Source organism: Methylomonas albis (assembly GCF_014850955.1).
Taxonomy (GTDB): domain Bacteria; phylum Pseudomonadota; class Gammaproteobacteria; order Methylococcales; family Methylomonadaceae; genus Methylomonas; species Methylomonas albis.
On record NZ_JACXSS010000001.1, the window covers coordinates 3,465,002 to 3,477,803 of the forward strand.

The following is a 12,802-nucleotide window of genomic DNA, read 5'->3' on the forward strand; positions in this document are numbered from 1 at the left end:
GCTCAAATGACCTTAGACGCCTCGGTGAGCAGATAACTGATGAAGATCATTACGCCGGCCGCGATCACGGCGGTCAAACCTACCTCGCCCCATTCGGCTCTGCCGGTGCGGGCTTCGTTAAATTTGGAGATGGTGATCCAGGCAATCCACAAAAAAGCCACCACCGCCAATACCAACCCGATCACCAAACCAGCATCTTTGGCATAACCTTTGATCAAGGTCAGCCAGTCGCCGGCTTTCGGGGCATTACTGGGCGCCACCGCGGTGGGCAATGCGGCATACAGATTACCGCTGAGTAAGGTCAAACCGGCCGCTAGCGCCAGAGATTGAGAAAAAAACGTGTGTCGTAAGCGTTTTAACATGATTAACCCCTCAGATGAGTCAGGCATTAACGGACTAAGAAACCGAGCAACAACGCGACCACGGCACCGCGCAAGATGGTCAACAGTAGGTCATAAAACACCGCTTGGCCGGTTTGCCAGGCCACCAGTTGCGCATGGGCCAACCAGGCTAACCAGATCAGATAAATCACCGCCAGCACGCCGGCGATCGCCAATACCAAGTTGCCAGGCGCCACACCGCTGGTAGCGTGCGAAAAGGCCGAGAGCTGGGTATTGGACATGCTGCCAGTCTCAACGTCGGTAATCGCCTTTCAGTGGCGGAAAACTGCGGGCCTGCCGAGGTACGGTCAGGTGCTCTTGTATACCCAGCTTGATGCGTTCAATATCCAGCCGCAGCCAATCGTATTGAAATTGCAAGCGACCCGATTGATCCGCTTGAGCCTGCGCTTCAGCAATGAGCGGTTTCAAACCATCCAGCTCATGCATGAGCTTGGCCAAAGATGTCCGCTCTCCATCTAAATCGGCCAACACCGGCCATGGCAAACACAGTAGAATTAGCAAAAGCCGCGTATTGCAAAGCATTGAAACCCGCTCCTGACCTGGAATCGTTGGATCGCATTGTTTACAACAAGCACGCGAAAGCCTAGTTGAAACCCTTAGTCATGGCGCTAGGGTTTTATGGAAAGAATTTTTGGGGTACAGTTACCAGCTATGTTTGGGAATCAAGACGATAGAACGGAACCGACCGCATGATCTCAATGTTCAGGAGCCGGAAGCTCAATGACCGGTATCCGGCGATGAATCTGAAGAACGGACGGTCGCTTGACGACCCCTATGTATAGTGCTCAACTATGTATAGCAGTAAATTACTATCGACGGCAAAACTTGGTTTCTCTGACACTTGAGCCAACCATCAGTCAATAAGCTTTACATAGTTTTGCCGCTGTTCTGACGGTGAAATTTACTCGCCTCAAGAGATTTTAATGAAATCTGCCTACCAACCAATTTTAATCTGGCTACCTGAGAGCTAATTGGGACTCTATGTTGATGCTTTCGCGCCTCATTAGTTGGCTGTCGCCATATATCAATACGAATGATGGTTGTCATCCGGTTGGTGAGAAATTGATACGGTTTCGACAAGCGTCAAAACTATGCATAGCGCACTTGTCAGTAATGTCTGGCCCCGCGTGGGTTGCAAATCGAGATAAATCGCTTCTACCCATAGTTGGGCACTATACATAGTGGCCGCTATGGATAGCTATCCATAGCGACCCTTTGCGGTCTGTCGCTCCATATAATCGAATGGCGGCAATTCGATCATCACCGACCATTGTTATTTATTGCTGGTATTGTTGCTTCTGTATTCATTCTTGAAATTCTGTTCCGAAATTAGGGTAAGCTTAGACGATGTGCACAACGCTAACCATCTCACTACCAATTAAGCAATGGTCTGCAATTTCGAAATCCTTTTAATCATTAGCACTGGCTTGCTGTCGGGTATATTACTGGGCTTTCTTTTTCGAAATTCGGACGCCGAACGTGAACAAGCGTTTCATATTGGCTATCATCATTGGGTATTGCGTGCCCTTTATGCGCCGATCTGGAGTCTGAGAGGCTTCTTATTCTTAATTTTATTCTTAGGCCTCATTTTCCTTATTTTCTGGTCTCCAGGACACTTACATTTGTTTGGTATTTTTCCGCTTCATGGCAATGATTAATCTATCCACAAAGTCGCGATAATTGTTGGCGTATTTATCGGCTGGTTTTTCCGATATATTTTATGGCGGCGCTATTTACGTTGGCTTTAGCAAATACGGATAGTCTCACATCGAATGACTGCTAAATGCAGGATTACTGTCGCTCGATGTGGGCAGCCCCAATGACTGAAGATGGCCGGATTAGTAAGGTCACCAGCGACCGCTTTGTAGACTTCAAGTTCGGAGAATCCGAATTTGTACGACTGGCCTGTTTGAAGAAACCCTGCCGAAAATGAGTCGAGATTCAACATACGTCTTGAAACCTCGTTTACTTTACAACATTACAAATACTTCTTAAACATCGAAGCCATCACCCTGACCGATAGCGCAAACAGTATTGCAAACGGCAATACGATCAGGTTGGGATGGAGACTGCTGGGAATGGCCAGATACAATATCCAGGGCAGTATCAATGCAGGATATAGCAGTTTTTTGGCCCAGTGATAGACAAACGAGCTTTCCCGCCCACCGCTCCATCGACGAATGTCACGCTGCACCAGGCCATCGATCAAACCCATCAACCCTAATAAAATAAACGCCGGCAGTGCCAGAATCAACACAGCCAGGCGTGCGGCAAACACTTGGGTAATTAGCATGGCGGCCAAGATATAATCCTGTGCCAGTTGATAATAGCGGCGTGAACGGTTTCTAAAGCTCCCGTCATCGACGCCCGGGGTCGGTTTGGCTAAGGCAATGATCAGGCTTTCGATGCCGGTTTTACGAAAGCTCAGGTCATAAAAATTATCGGCGAATCGCCTGGCAAACCGGGAGGGTTGTTCAACGATGACACTGCGGCGAAAGTCGGTATTCAGCACACTGAGCTCTTGTTCCAGCATGGCTTGACTGTGCCGGGTGCCAGGCTCATCCCAAAAACCGGTCGCCATACCGATCCATTCGGTGGCAATGGAAAAGCCTAAGGTCATGATCAGAAAGATCAGCGCTTGCAGCAGTTTTGTCAGCAGTTTGACCAGTATGCCCTGCTCTGCGGCTTGCTGAGCCGAATGACGCTGCAGGGTTTGGGTCGCCATGTCAGCCTGCCCACCAATGGTCGTTGGTCATATAGCGGCGCTGCATTTCCGTGACCACTTCCTGCAGGTTTTTCGGCAACAGTGCATCGTTGGCTTGGGTCGGCAACGGGATGCGGATTTTCCACAGATTGCCGCCCTCCAGCAAGGCAAAAGCCTGGCCTTTGGGCAAGGCCATCACGGTGGCCGGTGAGATCATCGGCATTTCGGTGACGGAAATGCGGTCCTGGTTTTGCGAGGTAAAATCGATGGGGGAATTGGGATCGGCCGAATCGTTGACGCCGGATACTTCCATCAGTGTGCTGATGTTACAGGTGTCGATTTGGTTGGTGAGCATTTCGGCGGTGGCCAGTTCTTTGACCCGCAGCATGATCAGGGTATTGAAGTTGCCGGCCACCTGCCCGGCTTTGGCTTTGTTGCCGATGCGGGCTTCCACATCCGACCAGGTTTGGGTATAGGCCGTGACTTGAAAGCCCGAGCCGCCGGCCTTGTTGAGCAAGGGAATAAATTCGTCGCCGATCAATTCGTTGAATTCGTCGGCATGCAAGGATATCGTCGGCAGGCCATGAGTTTTTACCGCGTCCGGCAGACCGTGGTCGGTGCCGTGTTTGTAGATTTCGCCTGAGACGGACACCAGATCGGCAAACATGGAATTGCCGACCGCGGACGCGACCGCCATATCCGATAGGGCATCCAGCCCGACATAGACGATGCCTTGCCGGCGAATGATTTGCCGCCAGTCGATGATGGGCCGGGTGTCGGCGATATCGGTGTAGTCCGGCGAGATCAGCGCCGCGGTTTTGCCGGTAATCAGTTTTTCCATCAACGGCAATAACGATGCGACAATTTTATCGAAATAAGTCTTATCGTATTCGAAAGCTGAGCGCAGCCCATCGGCGACGGCATCGTAAAAGCCATTGTCTTTGACATAGCGCACCAGGGCTATCACCTCCGGCGAGCGGCCTTTGAGGGCGAACGGTAAATCGCGTTCGTTGATGGCGGCGGCGATGCGCTGTACCTGTTGCTCCCAGTCCGGCGGCGCCACGTCCGGCAGCCATTGCCGGTAGTATTCGGTCAACAGCGGCTCTATATGGGTGATATAGCGGGTAATCAATTTATAATCCGGGCGTTTGCCCATTTTGACCAGCGCCACGGCAATCATATTGGTAAAGCGCCAGGCAAACTCCCGGAACGCCGCCGAATTGCCGCTGCTGGGCAAGGAATTGGTCAAGCGGGTAGCCACTTCGGTGATGCGGGAAAAATTACCAATGGCGTTATAGCGGCAGGAAATCTCCGGATAGCCCAGATGAAAAATGTACAGTACCTGGCTTCGGCCAGCCCGTTTGGCTTCTGCGACCATGCGTTTCATCAGATCGGCATCACCTTTCGGATCGAACACGATCACGGTATCGCCGCGGGCGATATCCTGAGTGATCAAAAGTTCGGCCAGCCGGGTTTTGCCGACCCGGGTGGTACCCAGCACCAGGGTATGCCCGACCCGTTCGCGCAAATCCATGGTGACCGGCTGCTCTTCGAGTTCCACGGCATGAATCTGCGGTTTGCCGCCAAGCGGCGGTAACGGCGCGACCGGGTTCCACCAGGCAGGACGTTGCATCAGTTTGGCCAATGGCTGCAACATCGGCGACGATTCCCAGCGACGCTCCAGGCGCCGAGCCAGTTGATAGGCAAAGGACGGTTCGATATAGCGCCGCGCTTTAGGATGCAAAGTATCGCGTAGCCGCTGGGTGTGTTTTTGCTGCCACAAAAAGCCTTTGCCCAAAAACAAACGCTGCCGGCTGACCGGAATGTCTTTCGCCGCGATGTCATAGCGCGGCAGCTTGCGCATGTTGCGTTGATAACGCAAGACGAATAACGCTTGCCGGGTTCTGATCAAACCGAGCAGCGTCAATATGCCAGCCGTGGCATATCCCACCGAGGGCGTCATCATGACAGCCCAGGGCGCCAGACCGGCCAGCAACGCACAAGCAAAAGCGCAAACTGCCGACCACAGTTCGACCGGCGGCCGCAGCAAGGCTTCGATCGGATACTGGGACTTCATTGTTCGATCCGCGACGCCGTGATCAACACCGGGTAATGCTGCAGGGCTAATTGCACGGCAATGGCATCGCCGGCCAGCGGATGGATCTCCAAGCCGCCAGCGGCGTTTTGCAACTGCTGTAATTGCGCCTGGGTTTCGACATTGACCGCCAGACCGACGGCGTTGATCTGCTTAAGTTGGGCATGATGTAACAACAACCAACGCATCGACAAAGGATCGGCACCTACTATGAACATAGGGCGGTCCAGATAAGGCCGGTCTATGGTGCGCGACTCTACCTTTCCCGGCGACATCGACGGAGTTTTGACCGGCAAAGCATCGATTTGCACATCAAAGTCAACGGCGACCGGTGTTTGCAGATGCAGTGTCTGCGGCTGATGAGGCAAGCGCGTGGTGCGGCCGCTGTCAAAAATCACCACCGGTTCCGCCATACTAAGCAAAGGCGAACTGATTAATAGAACACCACAGACGGTCAGCTGATACCGCATGACGGCTAACTCCAGGCTTTTACACGACTGCATTCTTATTCAAGCGCGCCTTACAACCCACCGGAAACCCTATCTCAATGATTCAGGGTTTTCTCTGAAGCGATCTTGCCCAGGATAGGAACAGCCGACTTTGAACGATTACAAGCATGACAATAGATCTCCTTAATCAACCGTTAGGAGTTTTGTAATGAACTCAGAAAACTCAATCGTGGGACATTCCCCCTGGAACAAAGGCAAGTTAATTGGTCAGAAATCGCCGTTAAAGCTGAAGGAAATCTGGGCCATACGCATTCGTTTGCAGATGTCCAAAAACACACGCGAACTTGCGTTATTCAATCTTGCTATCGATAGCAAACTTCGCGGATGCGATCTGGTGAAGCTGAAAGTCTGCGATATTGCTCAAGCGGGCCGAGTCTCGTCGCGCGCAATCATCATGCAACAAAAAACGCATAGACCAGTACAATTCGAGATCACAGAGCAAACCAGAGACGCTTTGGCAAATTGGATTAGCCAGGCTCAACTGAAATCCGATGAGTATCTTTTTCCGAGTCGGATTCATGAATCGCCGCACCTTTCAACGCGGCAATACGCTCGCATAGTCGAACATTGGGTGACATCGATTGGCCTTGATCCGGCTGCTTACGGCACCCATTCGATGCGCCGGACCAAAGCGACCTTGATTTACCGTCGAACCAAAAATTTGCGGGCAGTTCAACTGTTGTTGGGTCATACTAAACTTGAAAGTACTGTGCGATATCTAGGCATTGAAGTTGACGATGCTTTGGAGATTTCAGAGCAAACAGAAATTTAGTGAACGAAACCCGTGGTGACCGCAAAACCTGTGGTCGCCACTCTTTACACGCCGATTCGTTTTGTTTCGTTGGTAATCTTATCGCTAGGGATTACTGCGTAAGCAATGGGAGATGTCGAAATGCCGACGATGCCAATTAGCCGGGCATTCACCTTAATTGAATCAGGCCCCGTTGTTCTCGTGACAACATTTGACGGGCTGAAAAATAATATCATGACCATTTCCTGGACCATGGTGATGGATTTTACCCCGCGCTTTGCCATCACGACGGGCCCTTGGAATTATTCGTATCATGCAATCGAAAGCACCAAAGAATGCGTCATTGCTATTCCCACTCTAGATCTGATCGATCAGGTCGTTGGGGTGGGTATTTGTTCCGGCGCGAAGACGGATAAATTTGCAAAATTCGGACTGACACCGATGAAGGGAATGCACGTGGGAGCACCTTTAATTAAAGAATGCCTGGCAAATATTGAATGCCGGGTTATTGATTTGGTCGAAAAGCATAACATCGTCATCCTTGAAGGCGTTGAAGCTTATTTTGATGGCGACCGAGAAGAACAACGCACCTTACACGCAGTCGGTGACGGTACATTCATAGTGGATGGCAACCGGTTGGATAGAAGGGAATTGATGCGTTCGAAACTACCAAAAGGGATTTAATCCTACATACCTCTTGGCTGACCTATCACTTTTATCCCCAAAACTTGTGGATAACTTTGTGACAACCCGGTGACAAATCGCCCTAAGCTGCCGTCAGACAACAAGGACGCTTAAATTGACTAAGAATTGGCCAGCTCTAAAACTCGAACTGACGACCCCGCCCGCCACAATTCCGGAAACCGTTGAACACCTGCTTTTAGTTGTTAGCAACGAAGACAAGTTGGCCATTGCCGCCATGAATGAGGAAGACTTGTACAATCTGCACTTCACGCTTAGTCCGGCGATCCAGAATGGCAGACTAAACCAGATTGACAGCTATTTGCGGGCAGCGTGCGGTACTTAAGTATTCGTAGCGTTTGGTGGCAAGCATTACTCATCTCGGTAGTAGCGGTTATAACCATTGTAGAGAGCTTGCCTAAGGGCTGACAATGCGTCAATTGGCGCATAATCCGTTTAACGTATGGCAACCAAGCCTGCCAAGATGATGCTGGCGTTGGCGTCAAAGCCGTGCCTACAATGACCGTCTTCGGTTTTCTATCTTGAGCTAAATTCATGAATACAATGATACCGGCACCGCGTTTGTTCTATATCCATGACCCGATGTGTAGCTGGTGCTATGCCTTCAGTGCCAGCTTGCAAGCTTTGCAACAAGACTTGCCTGCCTCTATCGAGTTTGTGTATTTGCTGGGCGGTTTAGCGCCGGATACCCGCACACCGATGCCGTTGGACATGCAAGAAGCGATACAAAAGACTTGGCGCCGTATCGAAACTACGGTGCCTGGAGTTGTGTTTAATTTTGATTTCTGGCGCTTGAACACACCAATACGTTCAACCTATCCGGCTTGCCGGGCGCTATTAGCAGCCAGGCGGCAAGGTGCTGACTGTGAGACTCGGCTACTGAGCGCCGTTCAGTTAGCGTATTACCAGCAAGCCAAAAATCCTTCGCTGCTCCCTACCCTACTAGCCTGTGTCTCCGAAATTGGTTTGGATAGTGAGGCGTTTAACCAAGATCTACTCAGCCCGGCAATCGAGCTTGAGTTACAGCAGGAGATTCAAGCGGCACGTGCAATGGACGTAGCCGCCTATCCCTCCTTGCGATTATTACTGGGAGATAGACAAATCACGATCAATATTGATTATGTCGATCATCGCAAAATGCTGGCTGAGATTGCGCACAATCTGTAATGTGGTTGGGTTATAAGTGCCCCGAATCTGATTATTCACTTCGTAACTGTGCCATGCGTTTGACTACCCTTTGCGCATAGTGTTTGGCACGTTCTTGCTGCTTAGTTTTACTACCCGGTGAATGATAACGGCCAATGGCCGTTTTCCAGGTGCCGGTTTTTTGGTATTCGAGCTTAAGTATCCGGGCGCCGGTACGGGTATTGTGAAAGGGTTCCAGGGCTTGCCAGGGGGAACCCAATTGTTCCCGGTGATAACGCCAATTGACTTGCATGATGCCGATATCGATTAAATCGACACCTTGTTGCAGATATTCCGTTAGACCTTGCCAGGCAGCCAGCCGGGTTGGATAACGCTGGGCTTTGCCGGCCACGTTCAGAGTCCACGGCCAGGGCCTCAGCTTGCCGCTACGCAGTTTTTGGCCGCTTTCGGTGACGGCAACGCTATACAGCACTTCGGCCGGCAGTCTGTGTTCACCGGCGATAAGCTGAAAATTTGCCGGGATACCGTCCTTGGCCCAGCTTGCAGGGGTCCAGCTACAGAGTAAGGCCGCTATCATCGCGCCAATCGGGCTTGGTAATGCCGATCGGTATAAGGATGGTTTTGCAGAAACGATCGTCATCGTCGTCCTAAACCGGCACTCTGTCATCTGTTGCGATTTGCTTGGTTTCACGCTGATTTTCTTTACTCTGACTGAAGCAGGCCGAAGATTGGCGGCAACCGCTTATAATCGCAGAGCTTCCAGCGTTTGGCCTTTGAGTTTGAAGACTTGCGGCATGGTCCCCACCAATTGCTGAGTCACTTTAAAATAATTGCCCTGGTCATGGTTCAACGTCAGCAAGCCCTGTCTTATACGGTCATTGTCGATATGCTGCTGTTTCGCCCACTGTTGGATCAAGCCGTCATCTCGCTGCGGTTGGGTATCGACAAAGTACAGATCGATTCGCTGGGTTTGGAATGCGGGCTGCCGCAAGAGGCGCTGCACCAGGCTTTCACACGCCGGGCAGTGTTTGCTTTTTAGGAACACCAATAAGCGCTCGCCCGAGTCTAAGGCCTGTTGGCCGGGAAATTTCAATCGCCTCAAGTCGACGAGCAATTCGTTGGGATACAAGCGCTGAAACGCTTCGGCATAGGCTTGCTGAAAAACCAGGATACGTTCGGCATCTTCATGACGCATTCTGGCCCAGATTTCGGCGTACCGCTTGCGTTCTTGATCATCACGCGCATGGGTACCTAAGACTTCAATCGGCGAAATGCTCGCCGGACTAATGCTGCCGCGGATGCCTTGCATCAGGCTTTTATAGCGGTTCCATTCGTCTGTCGACAGCGACCATTGTTCTCTGCGTAACGTGTCTTCAGCGACGGGCTGGGCTTGCGATTCGGTGTAAGTGAGTGGCTGTGTCCGGGATTCGTTTGCCTGCGCCGGCCTTTGAAATGCGATAAGAGGCGCCACAAAGCCGACAACTCGCAACAAACGCTTAGCGACCATCTTACCGGCCTTTCTGCTGGTTGGGGTTAGCGTCGAGCGACAAGGTTTGAGTTCGGCCCTGCTGGCTTATAGCTGTCAATGTCTGCGTCTCCCGATTTATGGAGACGATGCGCCAGTCCGCTAAGGCTTGGCCGATTGTTTTTTCATACCACTGCCCGCTATGCCGCAATACCGCATACATCTGATCGCCCCATTGATCGATACTGACCAAGTCGAACGGTACTGTTAGCTTCCGGCGTTTTCTATGATGTGCCGATTTGAATGATGTCCGTTTGACCGGTTCGACTTTGGCGGGAGTATTTCGATTTAACAGCTCTGTCAGTTGCTCTAGTTTTGTGGCCTGTTCAGCCAGTTGACTCTGCAATGTACGCAATAGCTCGGTCTGTTGGCCTTGCCAGACTTCGGATTGACTCATCTGATAGTCCAATGCAGCTTTCAACGGCGCGAAAGCCTGGGTCAGTTCGGCTGTCTGCGGGCTCGCTGCGGCAAGTGGGCGGCTTTGTTTACCGGCCGCGGCAAGGCTTTCAGGATCGTCACGGGCTTCAGCAGGTGATAGATCCAGCGTAGTTACGGGTGCAATCGCTGGGTCACCTCCCGGCTTGGCCCGATCATCGACCCGAGTCTCAACATCCAGCATAGATGTTGGTTGCGGGGGATACATACGGGCCATGCCGATCCAACACAGAAGCAGTACAAATAATGCAGCAAGGCCGCCGCCGACAAGTTTGAGCCGGTACGGTGCTGAACGCCGTTCGCGTTGCCCAGTGTCCGGCTCCGAATCGATTGAAAACGCTGTTTCGGGTTCGTGATCCATTATGGCCCTCCCCGGTTTTCGTCAACGGGGAAAAAACGTATCGACCGTTTGATTGGCTCGTCCTGTAACACGAAACCCGGCGTAACCAGCAATGTCAGCGCGTCCTTCAATGGCATCGGGCCAAGTTTTCGATGTACGGCCGGCAACGGCTTAGCCAGTAGTTCCGTGACATCGGCTTGCAGACTAGTCTCTAAGTCATAACCGCTGCGCCTCAATAGAAAATGGATGGCGTGTTCGATAGAGATGCATTCCTCCGGAACCGTCACATCGATGATCACATCCAAGGGATGCCATTGTGCATGCGATGGCGTTGCCGCCAAGACACTGTACCGGCCTGTTTGAACTATCGGTGCCGGTCGGTTTGCCGCGCTTTTCCGGTCGATTGACGGCACCCCGGCAGCTGCAACAGCTTGCGGCTCGTGGTCTGGATCAATCCTGCTAACCTTGCTGACATCGGGGCCGGTCAAACCGATCCGTTCAGGTTTATTCGGCGCGCATCCGGCTATGATTTCCATTAGGATTGGCAGCACAATCAAACCAGCGGGGTGTAGGGCGTTTGGATTCATGTAAGCTCGCTCAAAATAGTCAGGATGCCCATCGCAGGCGTCCGGTATCCGTCATTTTGAGAAGCAGTCTGCCAAGTCGGCACTTGAAATTGAAGCTAAAACCCTGACTCGCCTGCCGAGGGTTTCAGCAGAACCCTGCGCAACCCGCCATTTGATCAAAGCGTTCTGCCTTTTTCGGATAGGCCCTTTCCCGTTAAAGGCCCCTTCCCTTGCGGCCTTTTTAAACCTTTTGCCGTTAGGTTTTTTATTCCCGTTGCTTCTTCTTCACCCTTTTTCCTTTTTGCACGCAAAATGGCAGCCATGGCCCTGACCGGGTTGGAACGGTGACAAGTGTGACAGCTCTTAGCCCATGCTCTCCCGCACACAATGCTTCTAAGGCCTGAAAAGTTACGACCCTGCGACATCTCCAGGTACAATTTTGATTTGTCACTGACATTGGTAACACCATGGGATTTGAACAACTGGCCACACTAAGAGATCAACTGGCTCAGCAAACAAAGACTGAAAAGCCGATAAAACCCCGTCGGAAGATGGTCGATGAAACAACGGCCAAACCGGCCCGCAAAGCCGACCCGCTGGTGTCTATCATCGGCTTGCTGCAGAAGAACTTTCCACTGGCATTTCCGAAAAAACCGGCGCCTAAAGTCCCGCTAAAAATCGGCATTCATCATGACCTAGCGGCACATGCCGAACAGCTCGGACTTTCAGCCGCCGACATTCGCGCGGCCTTGAAAAAATGGTGTCAGGGCAAACGTTACCGCGAGTGTATAGTGGCAGATACTGCCCGAGTAAATTTGCAAGGCCAGGAATCCGGCATCGTGAGCAAAGAGGAAGCCACGTACATTGATCGGCGTAAATCTCAGACACAAGCGTCTGAACCGGCTTAATGCGCCCTGCTTTCTATCGCATAATCATCGCTAATCTGTCGTTGCTAATCTTTGGTTTTAAGGAGTAACGCCGTGACCATCAATCACTTTTCCGGCATTGGGCTGTTGGATTTTCAATGCGACCAAACAGTTCATCGAGAAAAAAATGACAACAAAATGTAATACGCACCCTTGTATCCAGTTATCTTCAACGGGCGAGTTTTCACGTCAACAGCATCATGCTACCGGAGTAATTGATGGTCTCAAAATGCATATTCACGACGCTATTGCTGTTTGCCACCACAGGCTTTGCTGCTATTGGCGATGGCGACAAATTTGATTTTATGCCGATTCCCGGCGAGTTCTGTAATTCACTCAGCGATCAAAAGCAGCGGGATCTTTTCAAACAGTACCCCAAGGACGAAGGAATTATCAACTTGTACGCGCAATATTTAGGCTTATGCCAATTAGTGCATGACGGCAGCATTACCGAACAAACAGCAAGCGTGTTATGTACCGAGCAGCGCAACAGCCTGATTAAAAATCGCAAGTAACAAGCTGCGATAATTCATATGACGTCGATATGCGGCTTTCAATAGCTGACATTGACTGGGTAAGCGTTTCACGTCGCCTGGCAGAGCAAGTTCGGCCACAACCAGCCACAGAGGATGTCGGCGAAATTTTCTATCCTTAGGTTCAGCGAATGACAGCTTTTCGGCAAGCAAATCGACTTTATGACTG

17 protein-coding genes are annotated in these 12,802 nt (G+C 51.3%); 6 read left to right on the forward strand and 11 right to left on the reverse strand.

Annotation, left to right across the window (positions count from 1 at the left end; translation table 11 throughout):
* Positions 1-2: 2 nt before the first annotated feature.
* The 6 genes from EBA_RS15920 to EBA_RS15945 form a co-directional block, all read right to left on the reverse strand.
* Positions 3-362 carry a TIGR03745 family integrating conjugative element membrane protein gene (locus EBA_RS15920; RefSeq protein WP_192375623.1) on the reverse strand — a complete coding sequence of 120 codons (360 nt, stop codon included), beginning with the start codon at positions 360-362 and terminating at the stop codon, positions 3-5.
* A gap of 26 nt (positions 363-388) precedes the next feature.
* A complete protein-coding gene (locus EBA_RS15925; protein ID WP_192375625.1) occupies positions 389-622 on the reverse strand; it encodes a TIGR03758 family integrating conjugative element protein in 234 nt (77 codons plus the stop codon).
* A 10-nt stretch (positions 623-632) separates the two neighbouring features.
* The gene (locus EBA_RS15930; RefSeq protein WP_192375626.1) at positions 633-923 is read right to left on the reverse strand and encodes an integrative conjugative element protein, RAQPRD family; all 291 of its coding nucleotides are present in this window, start codon (positions 921-923) and stop codon (positions 633-635) included.
* A gap of 1,456 nt (positions 924-2,379) precedes the next feature.
* Positions 2,380-3,126 (reverse strand): TIGR03747 family integrating conjugative element membrane protein, encoded by a 747-nt coding sequence (locus EBA_RS15935; protein ID WP_192375627.1) that lies wholly within the window; start codon positions 3,124-3,126, stop codon positions 2,380-2,382.
* Position 3,127: 1 nt separating this feature from the next.
* Positions 3,128-5,182 (reverse strand): type IV conjugative transfer system coupling protein TraD, encoded by a 2,055-nt coding sequence (gene traD / locus EBA_RS15940; RefSeq protein ID WP_192375628.1) that lies wholly within the window; start codon positions 5,180-5,182, stop codon positions 3,128-3,130.
* Positions 5,179-5,670: an integrating conjugative element protein gene (locus EBA_RS15945; RefSeq protein ID WP_192375629.1), complete on the reverse strand. Its 492-nt coding sequence runs from the start codon at positions 5,668-5,670 to the stop codon at positions 5,179-5,181. The genes traD and EBA_RS15945 overlap by 4 nt, the downstream gene beginning before the upstream one ends.
* Before the next feature lie 187 nt (positions 5,671-5,857).
* Between EBA_RS15945 and EBA_RS15950 the strand changes: the two genes are divergently transcribed.
* The 4 genes from EBA_RS15950 to EBA_RS15965 all read left to right on the forward strand — a co-directional run bounded on the left by EBA_RS15950 (position 5,858) and on the right by EBA_RS15965 (position 8,329).
* Positions 5,858-6,481, forward strand: coding sequence for a tyrosine-type recombinase/integrase (locus EBA_RS15950; RefSeq protein ID WP_192375630.1), 624 nt, complete (start codon positions 5,858-5,860; stop codon positions 6,479-6,481).
* A gap of 105 nt (positions 6,482-6,586) precedes the next feature.
* On the forward strand, positions 6,587-7,144 hold the full coding sequence (locus EBA_RS15955; RefSeq protein ID WP_225616335.1) for a flavin reductase family protein: 558 nt from the start codon (positions 6,587-6,589) through the stop codon (positions 7,142-7,144).
* 115 nt (positions 7,145-7,259) lie between these two features.
* Positions 7,260-7,487 (forward strand): hypothetical protein, encoded by a 228-nt coding sequence (locus EBA_RS15960; RefSeq protein WP_192375631.1) that lies wholly within the window; start codon positions 7,260-7,262, stop codon positions 7,485-7,487.
* A 209-nt stretch (positions 7,488-7,696) separates the two neighbouring features.
* Complete coding sequence (locus tag EBA_RS15965) at positions 7,697-8,329, forward strand: DsbA family protein (RefSeq protein ID WP_225616336.1); 633 nt, start codon at positions 7,697-7,699, stop codon at positions 8,327-8,329.
* 31 nt (positions 8,330-8,360) lie between these two features.
* Here EBA_RS15965 and EBA_RS15970 read toward each other — a convergent pair whose 3' ends face one another.
* The 5 genes from EBA_RS15970 to EBA_RS15990 all read right to left on the reverse strand — a co-directional run bounded on the left by EBA_RS15970 (position 8,361) and on the right by EBA_RS15990 (position 11,497).
* Positions 8,361-8,948: a transglycosylase SLT domain-containing protein gene (locus EBA_RS15970; RefSeq protein WP_192375632.1), complete on the reverse strand. Its 588-nt coding sequence runs from the start codon at positions 8,946-8,948 to the stop codon at positions 8,361-8,363.
* A gap of 102 nt (positions 8,949-9,050) precedes the next feature.
* Positions 9,051-9,815 carry a TIGR03759 family integrating conjugative element protein gene (locus EBA_RS15975; RefSeq protein WP_192375633.1) on the reverse strand — a complete coding sequence of 255 codons (765 nt, stop codon included), beginning with the start codon at positions 9,813-9,815 and terminating at the stop codon, positions 9,051-9,053.
* A 1-nt stretch (position 9,816) separates the two neighbouring features.
* Positions 9,817-10,629, reverse strand: a complete 813-nt coding sequence (locus EBA_RS15980; RefSeq protein WP_192375634.1) for a hypothetical protein — start codon at positions 10,627-10,629, stop codon at positions 9,817-9,819.
* Positions 10,629-11,195: a PFGI-1 class ICE element type IV pilus protein PilL2 gene (gene pilL2, locus EBA_RS15985; protein WP_192375635.1), complete on the reverse strand. Its 567-nt coding sequence runs from the start codon at positions 11,193-11,195 to the stop codon at positions 10,629-10,631. Before pilL2 ends, EBA_RS15980 begins: the two co-directional genes overlap by 1 nt.
* A gap of 155 nt (positions 11,196-11,350) precedes the next feature.
* On the reverse strand, positions 11,351-11,497 hold the full coding sequence (locus tag EBA_RS15990; protein ID WP_192375636.1) for a hypothetical protein: 147 nt from the start codon (positions 11,495-11,497) through the stop codon (positions 11,351-11,353).
* A gap of 144 nt (positions 11,498-11,641) precedes the next feature.
* On the opposite strand from EBA_RS15990, the gene EBA_RS15995 reads away from it, so the two are divergent.
* Positions 11,642-12,082 carry a ProQ/FinO family protein gene (locus tag EBA_RS15995; protein WP_192375637.1) on the forward strand — a complete coding sequence of 147 codons (441 nt, stop codon included), beginning with the start codon at positions 11,642-11,644 and terminating at the stop codon, positions 12,080-12,082.
* Positions 12,083-12,318: 236 nt separating this feature from the next.
* A complete protein-coding gene (locus EBA_RS16000) occupies positions 12,319-12,615 on the forward strand; it encodes a hypothetical protein (RefSeq protein WP_192375638.1) in 297 nt (98 codons plus the stop codon).
* The last annotated feature ends 187 nt before the right edge of the window (positions 12,616-12,802 follow it).

What these genes read in the sequence shown, in the direction of transcription:
- EBA_RS15920 (WP_192375623.1), bottom strand. Translation starts at nt 362, where the DNA reads ATGTTAAAACGCTTACGACACACGTTTTTTTCTCAATCTCTGGCGCTA.
- EBA_RS15925 (WP_192375625.1), bottom strand. Translation starts at nt 622, where the DNA reads ATGTCCAATACCCAGCTCTCGGCCTTTTCGCACGCTACCAGCGGTGTG.
- EBA_RS15930 (WP_192375626.1), bottom strand. Translation starts at nt 923, where the DNA reads ATGCTTTGCAATACGCGGCTTTTGCTAATTCTACTGTGTTTGCCATGG.
- EBA_RS15935 (WP_192375627.1), bottom strand. Translation starts at nt 3,126, where the DNA reads ATGGCGACCCAAACCCTGCAGCGTCATTCGGCTCAGCAAGCCGCAGAG.
- traD (WP_192375628.1), bottom strand. Translation starts at nt 5,182, where the DNA reads ATGAAGTCCCAGTATCCGATCGAAGCCTTGCTGCGGCCGCCGGTCGAA.
- EBA_RS15945 (WP_192375629.1), bottom strand. Translation starts at nt 5,670, where the DNA reads ATGCGGTATCAGCTGACCGTCTGTGGTGTTCTATTAATCAGTTCGCCT.
- EBA_RS15950 (WP_192375630.1), top strand. Translation starts at nt 5,858, where the DNA reads ATGAACTCAGAAAACTCAATCGTGGGACATTCCCCCTGGAACAAAGGC.
- EBA_RS15955 (WP_225616335.1), top strand. Translation starts at nt 6,587, where the DNA reads ATGGGAGATGTCGAAATGCCGACGATGCCAATTAGCCGGGCATTCACC.
- EBA_RS15965 (WP_225616336.1), top strand. Translation starts at nt 7,697, where the DNA reads ATGAATACAATGATACCGGCACCGCGTTTGTTCTATATCCATGACCCG.
- EBA_RS15970 (WP_192375632.1), bottom strand. Translation starts at nt 8,948, where the DNA reads ATGACGATCGTTTCTGCAAAACCATCCTTATACCGATCGGCATTACCA.
- EBA_RS15975 (WP_192375633.1), bottom strand. Translation starts at nt 9,815, where the DNA reads ATGGTCGCTAAGCGTTTGTTGCGAGTTGTCGGCTTTGTGGCGCCTCTT.
- EBA_RS15980 (WP_192375634.1), bottom strand. Translation starts at nt 10,629, where the DNA reads ATGGATCACGAACCCGAAACAGCGTTTTCAATCGATTCGGAGCCGGAC.
- pilL2 (WP_192375635.1), bottom strand. Translation starts at nt 11,195, where the DNA reads ATGAATCCAAACGCCCTACACCCCGCTGGTTTGATTGTGCTGCCAATC.
- EBA_RS15990 (WP_192375636.1), bottom strand. Translation starts at nt 11,497, where the DNA reads ATGGCTGCCATTTTGCGTGCAAAAAGGAAAAAGGGTGAAGAAGAAGCA.
- EBA_RS15995 (WP_192375637.1), top strand. Translation starts at nt 11,642, where the DNA reads ATGGGATTTGAACAACTGGCCACACTAAGAGATCAACTGGCTCAGCAA.
- EBA_RS16000 (WP_192375638.1), top strand. Translation starts at nt 12,319, where the DNA reads ATGGTCTCAAAATGCATATTCACGACGCTATTGCTGTTTGCCACCACA.